The 18,092-nt window shown below is 59.9% G+C and carries 12 protein-coding genes and 3 pseudogenes; 4 read left to right on the forward strand and 11 right to left on the reverse strand.

All coding sequences use genetic code 11. The annotated features are described in order from the left end of the window. Positions 1-31: 31 nt before the first annotated feature. Both F757_RS0108430 and F757_RS0108435 read right to left on the reverse strand, forming a co-directional pair. Complete coding sequence (locus tag F757_RS0108430; RefSeq protein ID WP_027211019.1) at positions 32-1,339, reverse strand: MFS transporter; 1,308 nt, start codon at positions 1,337-1,339, stop codon at positions 32-34. A 153-nt stretch (positions 1,340-1,492) separates the two neighbouring features. Further along, positions 1,493-2,281, reverse strand: a pseudogene (locus tag F757_RS0108435) (putative hydro-lyase); the annotation flags it as partial. Between the two features lie 190 nt (positions 2,282-2,471). Between F757_RS0108435 and F757_RS0108440 the strand changes: the two are divergent. Beyond that, positions 2,472-3,404 (forward strand): LysR family transcriptional regulator, encoded by a 933-nt coding sequence (locus F757_RS0108440; RefSeq protein ID WP_027211021.1) that lies wholly within the window; start codon positions 2,472-2,474, stop codon positions 3,402-3,404. A gap of 217 nt (positions 3,405-3,621) precedes the next feature. On the opposite strand, the pseudogene F757_RS34965 reads toward F757_RS0108440, so the two are convergent. Beyond that, positions 3,622-4,481, reverse strand: a pseudogene (locus F757_RS34965) (transposase domain-containing protein). A gap of 542 nt (positions 4,482-5,023) precedes the next feature. Between F757_RS34965 and F757_RS0108455 the strand changes: the two are divergent. After that, on the forward strand, positions 5,024-5,197 hold the full coding sequence (locus tag F757_RS0108455; RefSeq protein ID WP_156923563.1) for a hypothetical protein: 174 nt from the start codon (positions 5,024-5,026) through the stop codon (positions 5,195-5,197). Between the two features lie 251 nt (positions 5,198-5,448). Here F757_RS0108455 and thrS read toward each other — a convergent pair whose 3' ends face one another. Both thrS and F757_RS36115 read right to left on the reverse strand, forming a co-directional pair. After that, positions 5,449-6,738, reverse strand: a complete 1,290-nt coding sequence (thrS, locus tag F757_RS33155; protein ID WP_232221374.1) for a threonine--tRNA ligase — start codon at positions 6,736-6,738, stop codon at positions 5,449-5,451. Positions 6,739-7,688: 950 nt separating this feature from the next. Next, positions 7,689-8,066, reverse strand: coding sequence for a hypothetical protein (locus F757_RS36115; RefSeq protein ID WP_051376711.1), 378 nt, complete (start codon positions 8,064-8,066; stop codon positions 7,689-7,691). Positions 8,067-8,814: 748 nt separating this feature from the next. Between F757_RS36115 and F757_RS33165 the strand changes: the two are divergent. Then, positions 8,815-9,336 (forward strand): annotated as a pseudogene (locus F757_RS33165) (IS3 family transposase); the annotation flags it as partial. A gap of 907 nt (positions 9,337-10,243) precedes the next feature. Here F757_RS33165 and F757_RS0108480 read toward each other — a convergent pair. The 6 genes from F757_RS0108480 to F757_RS33170 form a co-directional block, all read right to left on the reverse strand. After that, the gene (locus F757_RS0108480) at positions 10,244-10,588 is read right to left on the reverse strand and encodes a cupin domain-containing protein (protein ID WP_027211024.1); all 345 of its coding nucleotides are present in this window, start codon (positions 10,586-10,588) and stop codon (positions 10,244-10,246) included. Positions 10,589-10,658: 70 nt separating this feature from the next. Continuing rightward, positions 10,659-11,861, reverse strand: coding sequence for an acetylornithine deacetylase (gene argE / locus F757_RS0108485; protein ID WP_035466516.1), 1,203 nt, complete (start codon positions 11,859-11,861; stop codon positions 10,659-10,661). Further along, a complete protein-coding gene (locus tag F757_RS0108490; RefSeq protein WP_027211026.1) occupies positions 11,858-12,805 on the reverse strand; it encodes a D-2-hydroxyacid dehydrogenase in 948 nt (315 codons plus the stop codon). Before F757_RS0108490 ends, argE begins: the two co-directional genes overlap by 4 nt. Continuing rightward, positions 12,802-13,575, reverse strand: a complete 774-nt coding sequence (locus F757_RS0108495) for a class II aldolase/adducin family protein (RefSeq protein WP_051376713.1) — start codon at positions 13,573-13,575, stop codon at positions 12,802-12,804. Before F757_RS0108495 ends, F757_RS0108490 begins: the two co-directional genes overlap by 4 nt. Before the next feature lie 25 nt (positions 13,576-13,600). Further along, entirely contained in the window at positions 13,601-14,899 is a 1,299-nt protein-coding gene (locus F757_RS0108500; protein WP_051376724.1) for a hydantoinase/carbamoylase family amidase, read from the reverse strand. Continuing rightward, positions 14,896-16,488, reverse strand: coding sequence for a peptide ABC transporter substrate-binding protein (locus tag F757_RS33170; RefSeq protein WP_198021369.1), 1,593 nt, complete (start codon positions 16,486-16,488; stop codon positions 14,896-14,898). The genes F757_RS0108500 and F757_RS33170 overlap by 4 nt, the downstream gene beginning before the upstream one ends. Positions 16,489-16,770: 282 nt before the next feature. Between F757_RS33170 and F757_RS0108510 the strand changes: the two genes are divergently transcribed. Beyond that, positions 16,771-17,970: a pyridoxal-phosphate-dependent aminotransferase family protein gene (locus F757_RS0108510; protein ID WP_027211029.1), complete on the forward strand. Its 1,200-nt coding sequence runs from the start codon at positions 16,771-16,773 to the stop codon at positions 17,968-17,970. Positions 17,971-18,092: the final 122 nt, after the last annotated feature.

Consider the following 18,092-nt stretch of genomic DNA (forward strand, 5'->3'; position numbering starts at 1 on the left):
CGAAAGAGGTAGCGCAGTGCGGGCGCGCCGTTCAGGCCGATTCGAGTTCACGGCCGCGCGTTTCGGGCAACGTGAGCGCGGCGAGGATCAGCACGCCATACGCGGCCACCGCGAAAATTCCGATGCTCGTGCCGAGGCCGAAGCGGCTCGACAGCGTGCCGATCAGTACCGGAAAGAGCGCGCCGATTGCGCGGCCGACGTTGTAGCAGAAGCCCTGTCCCGAGCCGCGTACGCGGGTCGGAAAGAGTTCGGTGAGAAACGCGCCCATGCCGGAGAAGATGCCCGACGCGAAGAAGCCGAGCGGAAAACCGAGCCACAGCATCGACGCATTGGTGAGCGGCAACGCCGTGTACGCAAACGCAATCGCCATCGAACCGAGCGCGAACAGAATGAAGTTCGGTTTGCGGCCGATGCGGTCCGTGAGCCACGCGCTGCACAGATAGCCGATATACGAACCGGCAATGATCATCGCCAGATAACCGCCCGTGCCCATCACCGTCAGATGACGCTCGGTCTTGAGAAAGGTCGGCAACCACGTCGTGATCGCGTAATAGCCGCCCTGTGCGCCCGTGGTGAGGAGCGCTGCACGCAGCGTCGTCGAAAGCAGGCGGGGCGCGAAGATTTCGGTGAAGCGCGGCTTGTCGTGTGCTGCCTGCTGCGCGACTTTCGCGTGCTCGAACACTTCCGGCTCTTTCACGTAGCGGCGGATGAAGAGCACCAACAGCGCCGGCACGAGGCCGATCAGGAACAGAGCGCGCCAGGCGATCTCGGGCGCCATGACCGAGAACAGCACGGCATAGAGCAGGGCGGCCATGCCCCAGCCGAGCGCCCAGCCCGATTGCACGAGACCGACCGCCTTGCCGCGATCGCGTGCGCGGATCACCTCGCCAATCAGCACGGCGCCCGCCGTCCATTCGCCGCCGAAGCCGAATCCCATCAGCGAGCGCGCGGCGAGCAACTGGCCGTAGTTCTGCGCGAGTCCGCACAACGCGGTGAATACCGCGAACCACAGCACGGTAAGCTGCAACGTGCGTACGCGGCCGATGCGGTCGGACAGAATCCCCGCGATCCAGCCACCGAGCGCGGACGAAAGCAACGTCATCGTGCCGATGAAGCCCGCGTCCGCGAGCGAGAGGCTCCACGTGGCGACGAGCGTCGTAATGACGAAGGACAGCATCTGCGTGTCCATGCCGTCGAGCATATAGCCGACCTTGCAACTCCAGAACGCGCGGCGCGCACGCGGTCCCGCCTCGGCATACCACGAAAGCTCCGGGGCGTCTGCCGTCGCGTTCTGATCGGCGGCATCGTCGACGCTTGCTGTGAATGTCTTGCTGTCCATCTGCTGCTCCTGTGGATAGACGCATGAGTAACGAGCGAAGCCGCGCGAAAGCGTGGGGATGCGTCATTCCCTCCGGGCCGCGTGGCCGGATGGCTTCGAATTGCGGTGAATGGCGCGCGGCGCCGGGTTACGCCGCGCGTACTGCGCAAACGCTCAGAAAATCGCCAGCGATGCGTTGGGGATGTCGGTCATCAGCATGTGGCCCGGTGCGTGTGCGATCGCGATGGGCAGCTTCGCGGCCCTGAGCGCGGTTTGCGGCGTCACGCCGCACGCCCAGTAGACCGGCAGCTCGCCCGGATGAATCGTCACTGCGTCGCCGAACTCGGGGCGCGCCAGATCGACGATGCCGAGTTCGGCCGGGTCGCCGATATGCACGGGCGCGCCGTGCACGCCCGGAAAGCGGCTCGTGATCTGCACCGCGCGGATCGCGTCGGCGCCGCGCAGCGGGCGCATCGAAACAACCAGTTCGCCGCCGAACACGCCCGCGCGCTGATTCGGAATATGCGTGCGATACATCGGCACGTTGCGGCCTTCTTCGACGTGACGCAGTCCGATGCCTTCCTTCGCGAGCATGTGCTCGAACGAAAAGGAACAACCGATGGCGAACACGACGAAGTCGTCCTGCCAGAGCGCTTCGATCGACTCGACGCACTCGCTCAGTTCGCCATCGCGATAGACGTTGTAGGCGGGCACGTCGGTGCGGATATCGACGTCGCGGCCAAGCACCGGCACGCGAAAATCGCCGGGTTCGCCCACGCCGAGCAGCGGACACGGCTTCGGATTCGCATGACAGAAGCGCAGGAAGTCGTGCGCGTGCGCCGCTGGCAGTATCGCCAGATTGGCTTGCGCGTAGTCGCCGCAATGGCCGGCCGTCGGGCCGCGGAAGCCGCGATGGCGGACAGCTTTGCGGAATTCGGATGGAGTCATGGTGTCGGCGTGCGAGGTGTAAGGGCTACAGCGTTAGACGAAGCATAGAAAAGAAGAAAATTTGACGCCAACTAGTTTTATTTGCGTCGGTTGAATAGAATTTCTTAACGGAATTGCGGGTTTTCCCGAATCACGTTGAGTTTTTTGGAGCGGTTCCCCTCGTCGCTATCGCCTCCTCTCTGCTCTTTTTCAGCGCCTACGGCCCATGAATACACGATTTCTGGAAACCTTCGTCACGCTTGCCAAGCTGCGCAGCTTCCGCACCACGGCAACGGCGTTGCACGCCACGCCCGCCGCGATCTCGCAGCGTCTGAAGGCGCTCGAAGACGAGTTGCAGACCACGCTCGTCGATCGCGAGAGCCGCGATTTCCGGCTCACGCCGAACGGTGAATATCTGCTCGGCTATGCGAAGGCCGTCGTGGAAGCGACGCGCCAGTTGCAGGCCGCTGCGTCGCACGAGGGCGCGATGCGCGGCAAGCTGCGGCTCGGCGTGATCGAAACAGTTGTGCATAGCTGGCTCGCCGATTACATGCGACGCCTTTCGGCCGACCTTCCGCAACTCGAAGTGGAGCTTGCGGTAGACGTGAGCGTTGTATTGCAGCGTCGCCTGATGGCCGGCGAGCTGGATCTGATCATTCGAGTGGAAGGCAGCGACGAGGAAACCGTGGTGTGCGATGCGCTCGCGAACTATCCTGTGCACTGGGTCGCGCGCGCGGGGCTGCTTCCGCTTTCGCGCAGCGGGCTTGCCAAGCGCGTGTTGCGCCATCCGATCCTCACCTTCGGACGCGGCACTGCACCGCATCGCGCGCTGGAGGACATCGTCGGCAAGCTTGCGCTCGCGAACAGCGTGCCGCTCGCGGATACGCGCATTACCGGATCGCCGTCGATCTCAGTGATTGTGCAACTGGTGCGCGATGGCTTCGGTGTGGCGGCGATCCCTCGTCTGTTCGTCGCAGATCTCATCGCGCGCGGAGAAGTGGTGGAGTTGCCGTTGCAGCCTTTGCCGCCGTCGATTGTGGTGTCGATGTCGCGCCGCGCGGATGCGCCGCTATTCGTACACAGCGCGGCGAATGCGGCGCGTGCGGCATGTCATGGGTATTGTGAGTCGGGGGATCGGCGCTTGATTGAACGCTTGTAGAACCGGAGCCTCTCTGACGCTCGTTGAGACGATGAGATGGGATGAACCCCGCGGCTCTGTGCCTCAAATGAGGGGACGCGCGAACGAGCGCTGCCCGGCATGCTGTGGGCGCCACTCATATGACCGCATGGTTCGGCTATCGGACGTCGGACTCGAACGGCGCGAATGACAGCAACGGGCGATTCTGTTGAAAAAGTCGCCGTAGATGCAATGCCGTTCAGTTAAGGTCTCTTTTGAGGACCCGAACGGTGTAGCGAAACGGTCGCGATTTGACGGCTCGAGCGCAACTGCGCCGGGGCCGTTTTTCATTAGGAAGCTGTTTGAGCCGCTCACGCAGGCGCTTGAGCAGCGCGGGCAGTTTGCCATACGAGCGCGTCACGGCTGCCCATGTCATTTCGTACTGAATGGTGTGGAATGCGCGGATGAAGCTCAGTTCATCGGGGGCGTGTGCGGCCTTTGTCATCTCCAGACGTATCAGGTTATACGCGATCAGCGCGCCCCAGAACCCCTGATAGACGCCTTCCACGGTCTGGCTGCGAAGGGTCAGCTCCATGCCCAGCATCGACTGCTTGGACTCGTGGTAACTGGTCTCGATCTGCCAATGCGGCCGTGAGCAGCGGCAGAGGCACCGAAATGCCCGCGGTTGGCGGCACTGTCGGCGGTGCGCAGCGTGGTGCCATCCATCGCGAACAGCGAGAATCCCTTGAAGAGGTATGGGTCCTGGTCCTGCGCCACCCAGTTCCTGGCCGATTCGTGGAACAGCCACGCCAGGGGCGCCGCGCCGACGCGCTGACGCGCCTGGGCAATGGCGCTCTTGCTGACAAATGACGCATCGGCTACAGGTAATGCAAGGTCCAGTTCATCGACGACCTCGCTGATCGACTGGTGTCGGTACAGCGCAAGCGCAATCACTAGCCATACGACCTGCTGCGCGGCAAGTCGACGCCGACGAACGCTGGCGCTGCCACCAGCCTGCACGGCAGCCTCGATCCATTCGTACGGCAGATGCTGGCCCAGCCGTCCCCATTCGAGCGGCGGCTGTGATTCGACCAGAAGGCGCAGATCATCAACCAGCATGGCGATGCAAGTTAACATCGCCGCGCCCCGTTTACAACTACTTTGCGCCGAAAACAAAAAATGCCGTTCAGTCGCTTAACTGAACGGCATTAGGCCTTAGGTCGGTTTTTCGGCCAAATTCCCCAGAATTTGCAGCGTTTCTTAAAGATGACCGACTTCCCTGCCTCTGAGGGCGCTTTGTGTCGGAAGTCCTGGAAAGTGGTGACCTCGACGAGCAGCTGGAAAAGCGCTGCCATGTGTTGCGCGCGCTCGGATTCAGGATCGCACTGGACGACGTTTGCGAACTCACGCCGTACAAATTTTCCCGGGCACCTCTGCCCATTAGAGCGGTGTGTGGGGGCGTCCCCTCGGTGCGGTGCATGCGTTCATTGCATCTTGTCGCGCTTCAGCCTGAGCTTATCTTCGGCGGGGCCGCCGTTCTGTGTCAACCAGCGCAATATTGGTCTGCAGCGTGCCCAACCTCACACATTTCCCCTTGAGGCTACGGCCGACAGCCACCTTTTTGACCTACGCTGGAAAAGCATATGCGGGGCGAGGCATTCGTGACCTACACGACGATGAGCCTCGCGGCGCGAAAGCTGCGTTGGCAGCTGGAGAAGGACCGGGATCTGCGAGCGCGCTGCGAGGTGCTTCTTGTCGACGCCTGCAGCGCGGCCGGGATTGGGATCGCCGACGCATTCGGTGATCCGGGCGACGATTTCCTTGCAGCCTTGTGATTGCGCACAAGACGGAAACTGATCTCCTCGCCGCGTGAGTTGTCAACGTCTCCCGGTCATACGTTCTCAATGGACTCGACCGCAACCGGACGTGCATCACGGAGGAAGCCCGCGCCTGCTGCGGTCGCATTCGGCACCTTTGGCCGGGAGAGCGTGCCGCTGCGGGACAAACGTCGACGACCTCCTATCATCCCAGACACGACCACCACTCACTGCTGATGGGGCAGGCGCCGGACAGGCCGGGATACCGACTAGCGTTCTGGCCAGCCCGCCTCGCGCGACAACGACGTGACCGCTTCTTGAAGCGGCAGGGTCAACTGGTCGCCGTTGCGCTTCCGGATACTTACCGTCCCATCGCGTTCATCACGTGCGCCCACGACAATCATCAACGGTATCTGCAATCCTCGAGCATCGATGATTTTCCGCTCCAGCCGCTCTGCCCGGCAATCTGCAACGACGCGCAATCCTGCGTTGGTAAGAACCTGTACCGCCCGGATTGCATACGGCGCATGCGCGTCACTGATATTGGCCACCACGATCTGTTCGGGCGCAAGCCATACCGGCAACCGGCCCTCGTAATGTTCAAGCAGTATCGCGATGAAACGCTCCATGCTGCCGAGCACCGCATGATGCACCATCACCGGCGTGTCACGCACGTTCTCGTCATTGACGAACTGCGCGCCCAACCGTTCGGGCAGCACGAAATCGAGCTGAATGGTCCCACATTGCCACTTCCGGCCACGACTGTCAGCCAGCTGAAACTCGAGCTTCGGTCCATAAAAGGCGCCCTCGCCCTGCAGGATGTCGAATTGCAAACCCGCCGCGCGCGCGGCTGCCGCAAGCGATGCTTCGGCCCGATCCCACGCTATGTCCTCACCCGCCCGTTGCGCGGGCCGAGTCGCCAGCGCGACCGTGATCGACAGAAATCCTAGGGCAGCGTAGACGGCACGCAACAACTCGCAAAAGCGGGCTACTTCCTGTTCGATCTGCGATTCCGTGCAGAACACATGCGCATCGTCCTGCACAAACGCACGCGTGCGCTTGAGCCCTTCCAGTGAGCCCGACGGCTCGTCGCGGTGACAGGCACCGAACTCGCTGTACCGGATTGGCAACTCACGATATGAGCGAATGCGCTGATTGAAGACCTGCACATGACACGGACAACTCATCGGTTTCAGGCAGAGAGCCTGCGCGTCGTTGTGATCGACGTCCGTCGATGGCTCGATCGACGATCGCCCGGGCAGCGCATACATCTGCGCGCCGAATTTGTCCCAATGTCCACTGCGTTCCCATAACGAACGCGCCAGCCGTTGCGGCGTGCGGATTTCGCGGAAGCCCGCGCGACGCATTCGCGCTCGCACATAGTCTTCCAGTACCCGGTATAGCGCCCAGCCGCGTGGATGCCAGAATACCATGCCAGGGCCTTCTTGCTGCTGGTGAAACAGGTCGAGCTTGCTACCTAAAATGCGATGATCAATTTCGTTCACGATGACTCCATGTTGGTGTGATGCCGACAACACACGAAGAGCCGTAAACGCCAAGGGCCCCGTCCGTTGCCGGCGGGGCCCTTGGTGGTACGCAAACGCGATGATTACCGCGTGCACCCTCCAGACGACCCGCCGTTGCCGGTGGTCGTCGTGGTCGTGACGCTCGCGAAGGAAATCAGTTGACGTTGCATGGCTTCACGATAAATCACCTGACGGCTCGCGTCAATTGCATTGATGTCGCTCTGTTGGCTTTCGTATTCTTTGGATGGCAACCGCCATCGGTTGAGTTTGCGAGTAGCACTCCAGTTATAGGAAAAAACGTTCACGTTGCGTCGTTGTACGTGGTGATGAAGCGCGCCAACGCGCTGTCACCTTCAAACCCGTGCGACTGTTTCCAAGGCTAGCTGCGCCAGTGTCCGTGCTTGCTCTCGAACGCATTTGAGTGACCGAAAACGGGAATGCCGAATGTCTCTTCGGGGTCGATGCATGCCACTTGCACGAAAACGCGTACCTGAGGCGATGGTTCGCCGCTGATGTGGGGCTCCGTGCGGCCACTTTCGGTCGGTCGGCACGAGCACCTAGATCGTCGCCAATCCTTCAAGTAGCGAAACCTGACGGAGCGCTCAATGGCGTGCGACCGGGTGCAGACTTTGCGTTCACTATGCAGCTTGTCGGCTTTGCTTCCTTTAGTCAGGGCAGGCGTGCGGCGTTTCCGAACGCCAGAAGCGCCAGGCGCGGGCAGCGCATTGTTGGATCACGTCGAAACCGCGTTCCTACACGCGCAGCTGGTGTGCGGCAATCTTCCGAGTAGCAAGCATCAATATCGACGCTCGCAATGTCATCTGTCTTGCCGCTCCGCGTTGACGAGCCACTTACCGGTGCCGTTGACTGCGCTGCTGCGCCAGCGGCGCATACAACTGTTGATGCAGACGATTAAATGCCGGTGCATCGTCGGCAGTGGCAACGCGCACTGTGTCTCTCATCGTTGAGTCGCTGGAATCGTTTCAGGCGCGCGTGGCTTCGGCGGCGTGCGGTGTTTTGCCGTGCCGGAACCCGCGCGCCAGCAAACGCACCGAGGCGACACGTTGCGCGGCGTCCGTCACCGGATTGTCGATGATGAATTCATCCACGCCATAGCGATCTTGCAGTTCACCGAGCGCGTCTTGCACGGCGTCCGACGTGCCATGCACGATGTGGTTCTCGCGTTCTTCGATGCGATGAGCGCCGCCGCCTGCCTGACGAACGAACTCTTCGGCCTGCGCGATGCTGCCCACCGTGACCGGTTGCTGATCGCCGACCTGCACGCGAAAACGCCGCGTGTCCGATGCGAGCCGCGCTGCTTCGTCAGCGCTTTCTGCTGCGATGACGGAGAGTGCCAGCAATGCCTTGCATCCGTTCGATGCCGCGCGGTAACGCTCTAACGCGCGCTGGATCTCGTCCGGCGCGCCGTTGATGTGAGCCGCGTACATGAAGTCCCAGCCAAGCCGCGCCGCAAGCGCCGCGCTCGACGCTTGCTCCGAGCAGAAAAGGGCGCGCAGGCGAAGGCGGCAGCGGCGTGGCTCGCAGAACGGAACCGGACTGCTCGTCGCCGTCGGCAGCATCGTGTTCGCGATTCGCGGCGAGAGCATCGGCGAGATAGCGGTCCAGCTCCAATGCGAGCGCGGCGAAATCGGGCTTGTGCGCAGGGTCGCGCGCCGATTGCAGCACGCGCGTCGAGAGTGGCAGCCCGCCAGGCGCCTTGCCGATGCCGAGATCGACGCGACGGGGCGCGAGCGAGGCCAGTAGATTAAAATTTTCCGCGACCTTGTAGGGACTGTAATGCTGCAGCATGACGCCGCCCAATCTGTCATGTCCGACGCTGTGCGAAGAAACTTTGCGCAGTTGCGGCAGTTCACCCTCCAACGAGCCGAAAAGCGATGACCAGTACGGCCCCGAGTGAGGATCATACTGGTTCCAGACATTTTCGAGGAACGTGTGTGCATGCCCACGCTTCATGCGAAGCTTCCGGGTCCAGAGAGCCTCCTCTGCTTCAAGCGCGACGAAGTGCGGTGACTGAGCCGTGACGTTGCCCATTAACACGACAGGGACTACCTCCGGGTATTGCAGTGAAGTGGGCAGCCGCCGGACTTCAATCGCGATTTCCGGGCGGTCGCTCCAAACCAGAAATGGCTCACCGACATCACTGAATTCCAGATCCCGGCGAGCAAGGTTTATCTGTCGCCGCTGATCGACTGCTTCGACGGTCTTGTCGTGAGCTGGACGATCGGCACGCGGCCAGATGCTGAACTCGCCAATACCATGCTGGATTCGGCCATCGAGTCGACGGCTGATAGTGACGATCGGCCGGTGGTCCACTTCGATCGCGGTGCGCATTATCGTTGGCCGGGATGGCTATCGCGGATGCACGATGCCGGGCTTGTTCGCTCGATGTCACGCAAAGGATGCTCCCCTGATAACGCGGCCTGTGAAGGCTTCTTCGGCCGGCACAAAACGGAACTGTTCTATCCTCGTGACTGGAGGGCTACGACGGTTGATCACTTCATCGAAGCGCTCGATTCGTATATCCGCTGGTACAACGCAACCCGGATCAAGGTCTCGCTCGGCTCCCTGAGCCCACTCGAATACCGGGAAAGTCTTGGAATCGTGGCATAACCAGTCCAAGATTTTAGCCGTACCCCCTCCTTGGAATCAGAAAAGACCCGTTTGGGGCTGTGCTTCACACTGTCGACTCCGACATCAGGGAATACGCCGACTTCCTCGTGGTGCTAGCGGGTTCTCCGAAATCGCTCCTTGAAACGCATTGATGCAGTACCGGTTTAATCGCGACGCGTTCGAGGCTAGAATCGCGCTGACCAGCGGCGATCTGAAAAGATCGGGCTGTTTCCGGCATGGCTGGCTGTCGCTGCTGGTGCTCAGAAACTCACTACGACTGCTACCACATGGCTATGGATGCCGGTCATTCTTGCGGGCTGCTTCTATCTGCTGGCGTTCGTCTTTTCCGACAAGCCTCAGCAGATGACCAGGGTTGTCTCATTGCTTGAACATGTCGTGTCGTACTACGACGAGTATTGCTGCGACGGCGAAATGGGCGCCGTGTCATTGGCTACCTGGTTGCCCGATAAGGGCAGACACCGCCCCCGGCGAAGTCGCCCTCAGGTTGTTCTGCCCGCGCCAGATTCGCGGCGGCCATCCGCGGGTGGAGATACAGTCGCGGGTAAGTCGCGAGGACAGGTTACCCAAACTATGTGCTAGCGAGAATCGCTGGCCATAGACTTTCTTTCATCGACGCGCTCTTGCCATGGCGTGTGGCCGACAAGCTGCACGCGGCGGCCAATCCACCACATCTAGCTATTTTTCCGCTCTACTCGATGCCATCATGCCGCCGTCGCGCGGGCCTGTACGATCGGTCTTGATATGTCGCTTACCTTGGAGATCTTCTCCACGCCTGATTTCATTTGCTTTCAAACAATCCCGATTAGGGCAAACGTTGCGCTCTAAGCGAAAAAAACGGCACTTGAGAAGTCCCCTTAATAGCATGCGGCCGAAGATGGCAGTCACCTCAAACGATCACGAAAACCTTTCGGATTTTGCTTCTGATCTCCCAATATCCTTTGGTCATTGGCGGAAAGAAGAGCGTGTCGCCGGCGCGCATGTTGACCACTTGGCCCTCCTCGCTGGTGAAGCTTGCTTCGCCAGCGAGAATATGAACGATCTCAGCCTTCTCGACGGTGCGCTTCGACTTCCCAGGCTCGCACTCCCAGATGCCCGCTTCCACGTGTTCGCGTCCGGGGATAGCGACATCGAGAGAGGCGGTTTGACATGCGGGATCACTCAACGGTACGGGGACCGGACCGGATAGTTCGAGAACTGCGTGGGCGCTTTGTTTGATCAGGGTAATTGACATGATGTCGTAGAGTTTGTTTTCTGATTATATGAAAGTCGGACCGGCAGGAAGGGGAGCGTCTTGAGCGGCGCTACCTGGACGCAGGCAGGTCGGTTTGGACGGCCGTTGCCATTCCTTGAACAAAATGCAGGCATTGCTGCAACTGCGCGATTACCACGAATTCGTCGGCCCTGTGAGCATCGGAGATGTTTCCCGGTCCGCACACAATGGTCGGGATACCGATACGTTGAAACAGTCCGCCTTCCGTACCGAATGAAAGTGTGTCTTCCGTCTTGAGGTCGAGAACACTCCATGCGAGCTGCTTGAGCCAGACTGCAGCGGGATCGGTGGCCGATTCGTCGCTCAGCGCCGGATAAGACGAGAGTTGCTCCAAGCGAATGGATGTATCAGCGGACACATTATGCATATCCGGTTCGAGCACGTTGACAACATGGCTTCGCACAGTATCGACGATGCCGTCCACGTCTTCATCCGGCAGATTGCGGATTTCAAAATCGAGCTCTGCGTGATCCGGAATCACATTCAGGGCGATTCCGCCGGTGAGCCGGCCGGTGTGGACCGTGGAATAGGGCGGCGTGAAACGCTCATCGCGCGCCCCTTCATCACGAATCTTGTTTGCCGTCTTTCGTAGAAACACCGCGAGTTCAGCGGCGAAGTCCGCAGCATTAACGCCGAGATGGGTCAAAGCGGAATGTCCCGCCAGCCCTTTCACACAACAGCGATAGGCTCGCTTGCCCTTGTGAGCAACAGCGAGCCGCATGCTCGTTGGCTCGCCGATGACGCACGCGCGCGGCTTTGCAGCCGACTTGTCAAGCTCGGCCAGCAGCCTTGGGACGCCTTTGCACCCGACTTCTTCGTCGTAACTAAAGGCAAGATGGATAGGAGTGGTGCGCGCGGTCTTGATGAAATGCGGGACGTTGGCAAGCACCGCGGCAAGAAAGCCTTTCATGTCAGCAGTTCCGCGGCCGAGCACGCGATCTGATCTACGAGTAAGTGCGAATGGCGGCACGGTCCACGGCTGGCCATCGGCGGGGACGACATCGGTATGTCCCGAAAAGCAAAGCCCACCGACGTCGACGGGACCGATTGTGGCGTAGAGATTGGCCTTCTTGCCTGTTTCGTCGTAGGTCAGCGTCGACTCGATGCCATGATCGTTCAAGTAGTGCTTCACAAAGTCAATCAGTTCCAGATTCGAGTATCTACTGCTGGTCTCGAACGCTATTAGCGTTTCCAGAATGCGCAAAGTGGAGTCGGTGAGTGGGTGGTCGGTCATAGCGTCACGATTTCATTTATAAGGGGCTGGGAATTGGCGAGCCGCACGAGGTTCTCTTCGAACTGGTTGATGAAGCGCGCTTCAAACCCGCTCGTTTCGCCGCCCGTATGCGGCGTGATGATCACGTTGTCTCGCGCCCAGAGAGACGAATGCGCAGCAAGCGGCTCAGCCGCAAAGCAGTCGAGCGCAGCGCCGGCAATGGACCCCCGGTCAAGTGCCCTGATCAATGCGGTCTCGTCGACCAGGGCGCCGCGCGCGAGATTCACGAGCCACGCGTGTGGTGCCATGGATGCAAACGCGACGTCGTCGAACAACTGTCGCGTATCGTGGGTGAGCGCACAGGTGAGAAACACGAAGTCCGCTCTACGAAGTGCCGCATAAAGCGCCGTCCGATCGATGCGGTGCACACCCTCTTTCGATAGGGTCCGGGATACAGTGAGTGCGTGCATGCCGAACGCTTCGACGAGTTCGCAGAGTCGGCTGCCAACTGCACCCTTGCCGACGATGACGGCAGTACTTCCCCGTACCTCGCGCTCGCGAAGTGAACGATCGGACACGAGCGGCCGCCAGAGCTTTTGGCGCTGCCTGTCGCGTGCAGACGCGAGATGCCGCGTGGCCGACAACATAAGTGCCATCCCGTGCTCCGCTACGGAATTGGCGTTCAGGCCCCTTGCGTTGCAAAGACGAATGCCGCGTTTCCTGAACGCCGCCAGATCAAACTGTTCTATTCCGGAACTGGTTGCCTGCACGAAGCGCAGTCTTTCTGCGCGCTGCAGGAATTCGCGCTGCCACAGGCCGGAGACGCACAGGAACTCGACCTCGCCTATTGTGCTTTCCAGGTCCTCCGGAGTCCGAACCGCTAGCATGCTGCCCTGGTGGCCCCGCGATTTGTATTCCTCAATTAGCTGGTAGCTTTTGTGGGCAAAGCAGATGACGCCATTCATGTTCGATAGTCAGGTTCACGACGATCGAGAATTCGCTTGAGCGCGTCGAAATGATGTTCTGCCCACGTCTTCGCTCCGATTCGGCCACCGCTACGTGCGTAACCGTCATTCGCTCGGTCTATGACGGCTTGCGGCAGATGATTCAGTTTTTCGTGCGTCCACAAAGCGTACATTTGTACCTGCGCAACTCGCTCGAAGTAATAGAGGCGGTCGAATGCATGGGCGATGGAACCGAGCGAGAGAATTCCGTGATTCGCCATCGCGACGATTGTCTTGCCGGGATGCGCCTTGAGAAGCGCGACAAGCCGGTTGCCCTCGCCCGTATCGGTCGCGGGACCGTGATAGTCGGTGTCGTAGACGAGGTGGCGCATCACGCTCAGTTCCGTTTGTCCGATCGGGCGAATGCGCGGGTCGGCGAGGCGGCTCATGGCTGCGGCAAACGGCATGTGAGTATGGAAGACAGCCTCGGCGTAGTCGATGCGCTGATGAATAGGCGCATGAATTCCGAAAGCCGATGGCTCCACGTCCCCAGAACCTGCCAGAACGCGGCCGTCGTATCCGACCTCCATGAAACAGCTGGCATTGACCTCGGACCAGTGCAGGCCGAAGGGAATCTGATAATAGCGATCTTCTGCACCTGGCACTCGTGCGGTGAGGTGATTGAAAATTCCCTCTTGGAAGTCGTACATGACGGCGAGCCGATGCGCCGCAGCCAGATCGGTTCGCGTACGTACGCGTGCGGCTTCGATACCTTGGTCATTCACGATCATTTGACTCCTGAGTTGAATGTCCTCGTCATATGACGTCTGTCTCTCGTAGGATCCAGGCCATAAGCACACGGCAACCTTGGCCAAAATCTTCAAGGCGCATCGCTTCGTGCGGATTATGGCTGCCATTCTGATTAGCGACGAAGACCAGCGCGGCAGGTATGCCTGCCTGAGCGAAAGCAACGGGATCATGTCCGCCACCAGAAGGCATTTCGATGCAACGCACGTCGGCCGCTTGAGCTGCAGCTAGTAGCGCGCGGCGCAGTTCGGGACTCATCGGTACTCCGTCGCTGACGCCTTCGCCGGCAAGTTCAAAGCGCACGCATCGACGCGCTTCAATGTCGGGCACGATTGCATGCAAATGATCGAACATGGCCTGCACGTTGTCCGGATCGATGCTGCGTACATCCAGTTGGAATCGCGCCTGACCGGGGATTTTGGTAAACGACGCGTCTTCTGTCGTTTCGAGGACACAGAACGTGCAGACGAGCTTGCGCCCTGCATTGTCGAGGACCTCCCAGTGCTGGTCCATACGCACTGCGAGTTCTGCGAGGGCGATTGCCGCATCGGCCCGATACTTACGGGGAGTCGCACCCGAATGGTTGTATTCGCCAAGCACGCGCCCAGCCCTCAACCGGCGCGACGATGGGATGCCGGTTACAATACCGACGGGGATGCCTTCGGTGTCGAGCACCGGACCTTGCTCGATGTGCAGTTCGATATAGGCCTTCACGTTTTCAGGACTGAAGATACGCTCCCCCCGGCGAATGGCGTCGACATCACATCCGGATTCCAACATGTGATCTGCCAGGGTGCGGCCAGTGTCTTTGCGACGTGCCTCGAGCAAATCGAGCGGTAAGCTGGCAAGTGCGGCTCTGCTGCCGGGGTAGCCGGCTGGAAACCATGATCCGCTTTCTTCAGCCCGCACAGCAATGACAGTGACATCGACCGCTGGGGTGATCGCGCCGTTGATGAGTCCGGCAACGACGGCGAGACCCGCGATGACGCCCGCTGCTCCGTCGTAGTTACCACCTTGAGCGACCGTATCGAGATGGCTACCGAGGAGAATCCGGGGCGCCGTGCGATCGCGGCCCGGCAGCGTCATATGGAGATTGCCCGCGAAGTCACTCATGACTTCCAGACCGAGCTTTTTCGCCTCGGTGCTCATCAAGGCGTGCGCAGCGTTTTCACCGGGCCCGTAAGCATCACGAGTGATGCCTACGCCGTCGAAACCCTGCGCATAAAGCTCGTCGAACAGGCGGCCGGCCAATCCCATATCCGGCGTGCACCGTTTCAGTTGGTCCTTGATGTTCATGGCGGTGGTCATGCTTTCCAGTACCAGGTGGATGCGTTCCACGCATTCGAGAGCACGTTCACGTTGTTCTTGAAGCCGACCAGCCTCTTGCGATTGCCTTCAATCAAAACCACCTGAAACATCGGCAGCATCGCAAGTTCGTCACGCATGATGCCCTGTATTGTGAAGTAATCCTGCTTGCGCCGATCCTGTGAGACAGTTTTGACCGCGTCTTCCAACAACGTGTCGACCGTCGCGTTCTTGAACTGATAGACGTTGCTGCCGAAGCCGCCCTGCGCCGGAATGGAATGGCTGCCGAAACGGTCGATTACGTTCGGGTCCGATGCGATCGTGCAGTTCGTGTAAGTCACGAGGCTGTCGAATTCGGACTGTGACCAGAACTTGCCCCAGATGACCGCTCCAGGCATATTGCGGATGTTCATCGAGACGCCGATTGCCTTCCAGGTCTGGGCAAGCAGCAACTGCGTCTGCTCCTGCGCGGGATTACCGGCGACCGTGGAATTGGTGAATTCGAGGCGACGACCGTTTTTTACCCGCACGCCATCCGGACCAGGTTTCCAGCCCGCGTCGTCGAGCAGCTTCCTGGCCTTGTCGAGCGAGTATTGGTGTTTCGGCAGATCGGCGCGGTAGGCCCAGTTGCCTTCGGGCAGGTACGACTCGGTCTCTTTCGGCAACCCATGGTAGAGCGCTTCGATGATAGAGCGCTTGTCCAGCGCGTAATAAAGCGCTTGTCGCACTGCCTTTTCGACAAGCACGGGATGCCCGAGATTGAACGTAACGTTCTGCACCGCCGGGAGCGGCGAGACGTGAATTTCGACGTCGGGAATCGCTTTCGCCTGTGCGTACTGATCTGGCGGGACGCCTTGCAGTCCAAGGAAGTCAATAGAACCGGAGCGAAACTGGGTGAAGAGTGCGGTCAGATCCGGCACGTATTTGAACACTAGACGTTCCAGTAGCGGACCAGCGCCGAAATAATCCAGATTGGCCTTCAAGGTCAAATGGTCGCCTGCAATCCTTTCGCCCCATTTGAAGGGTCCGGTGCCGACCGGCGCCGTATTGAAAGTCGAAGTGTTGGGATCGCCGGCCGCGCCCACGACATGTTTTGGGACAATGAACGTCCACGAAAGCAGGGACAAATACGGTGCAAACGACTGAGAGAGCTGCCAGGTGAGTTCCAGTGGACTAACAACGCGAATATTGTTCACAAGCTCGTGTCCAGAGCGGCTCGACGCCCGGAAAGCCGGATTTTTCAGAAGTTCGATTGTGTACTTGACGTCTTCAGCCGTGAACGGCTGCCCATCGTGCCATTTCACCCCCTCCCTCAAACGGATTCGCCACGTCAAACCGTCGGCCGACAGACCGCCGTTTTCAACGCTCGGGATCTCGCGAGCGAGCACGGGTATCGCTTTCCCCGTCTCATCGAGTTGCCAGAGCGGGCTGAACACGTTCCACCAGACACCTTGATCCACCGACAGGCCCTTGAATAGCGGATTGAACACCGTTGGCTCGTTCGAAAACCCGATCACTGCCTGTCCTTTCGGTGCTTGTTTGCTGACGGCGGTTGCTGCTGATGCTGGCATTAGCGGGCTTGCGGCTGCCATGCCAAGCGCGATCAAGAGTCTGCGGCGAGCAGGCGAGGTTTTGAAGGCGTTCCTGAAGGCGAATTTCGACGGCATCGTGAGCAATAGGGTGGTTAGGGGCGCACAGCAAGGTGGAGCAATCGTAGTTATTCAAAAATGAATCTGTCAACAATATAGTGAACAGATCGGAGGTTCGTTCATAATCGATCGCGGGATGCGACGTTCGTGTTCAGTGTCCCCATTCGGGCCCCGATGGTTTGGGCTGCATCAGTTTCGTGGTCAGGTCTTTTTAAATTCAAGCCAATGAAGACAGAATCCCTGCTTTTGTCTGGTCCCGTTCGCGGTCGGCAACTGTTTGCCAGCCCCGGGCCGACAAATTTCCCCGACAGCGTGCTCAGCGCAATTGCACGTTCCGCGAGCGACTTCAACGATCCGGCGTTCCGCGCTGCTTACGCTGCCTCGCGAGAGGCGCTTGCCAGGCTGATAGGCACGAGTCAGCACCTTTTCATGTACACCTCCTCGGGGCACGGCGCCTGGGAAGGGACGATGATCAACCTTTTCAAGCGCGGCGAAACAGTGCTCATGGTCGAGTCCGGGCTTCACTCCGACGATTGGGCGACCCTGTGTGAAGGAATTGGGTTGCACGTCGAGCATCTGCAAGCGGATCGCCGCAGGGGTGTCGACGTGTCTCTCCTACGAGAGGTGCTGGCTGCCGACGGGACGCATACCATCAAGGCGGTGTGCGTAGTCCACAACGAAACTGCAACGGGAGTTGTCCTGCCCGTGGACGAGATTCGGGAGACTCTGGACGCGACGGGCCACCCAGCGCTTCTTGTGGTGGACGCAGTGTCTTCGATCGCCTGCTGCGCGGTGAGAATGGATGCTTGGGGCGTCGACGCATTGATCGGTAGCTCACAGAAGGGATTGATGCAACCGGTCGGCCTGGGATTTACGGCAGTGAACGCGCGCGCGCTCAGTCGGCATCTGAAGATCGATGCCCCGAATGGCTACTTCAACTGGAAGACCATGCTTGAGCGGCCCCAACGAAGCTTCAGTGGAACCGCGCCGAACAATTTGATCTTTGGATTAAACGAGGCCTTGAGGCTGATTCAGGAAGAAGGCGACGAGCGTCTCTACGCACGCCACGCGCGCCTCGCCGGCGGTGTGCGCGCCGCAGTCATGGCATGGAGCAGGGGCGGTGGCCCTTCCCTGTACTGCCTCCAACCCGAGCGCGCTTCCCAGTCTGTCACAACCGTTGTGATGCCGGAGGGGTGGGATGCAGAACCACTCCGCGCGCTGCTCAGGTCGCGCTTCAACGTCCTGCTTGCAGGCGGACTCGGAGATTTGTTTTCGCGGACATTTCGCATTGGCCACATGGGCGATTTGAACGAGGCGATGATTCTTGGTGTGCTTTCCTGCGTGGAACTCGGAATGCGAGCACTAGACATTCCGCACGGTAAAGACGGCGTTCAAGCCACGCTGGATTATTTTTCAGCGTTCTGAACGCCCCTCGCAAGAGTTCGGGCGACCGCCGTAGCGTCGTCGCATCAAAGGCCACCGTTCTCTATTTGAAGACTTGACAGGCCGATTTTTGGCCCCGTAAGGTATGCAACATATTGAACATT

It is taken from the genome of Burkholderia sp. WSM2232 (assembly GCF_000472545.1).
Lineage (GTDB): Bacteria > Pseudomonadota > Gammaproteobacteria > Burkholderiales > Burkholderiaceae > Paraburkholderia.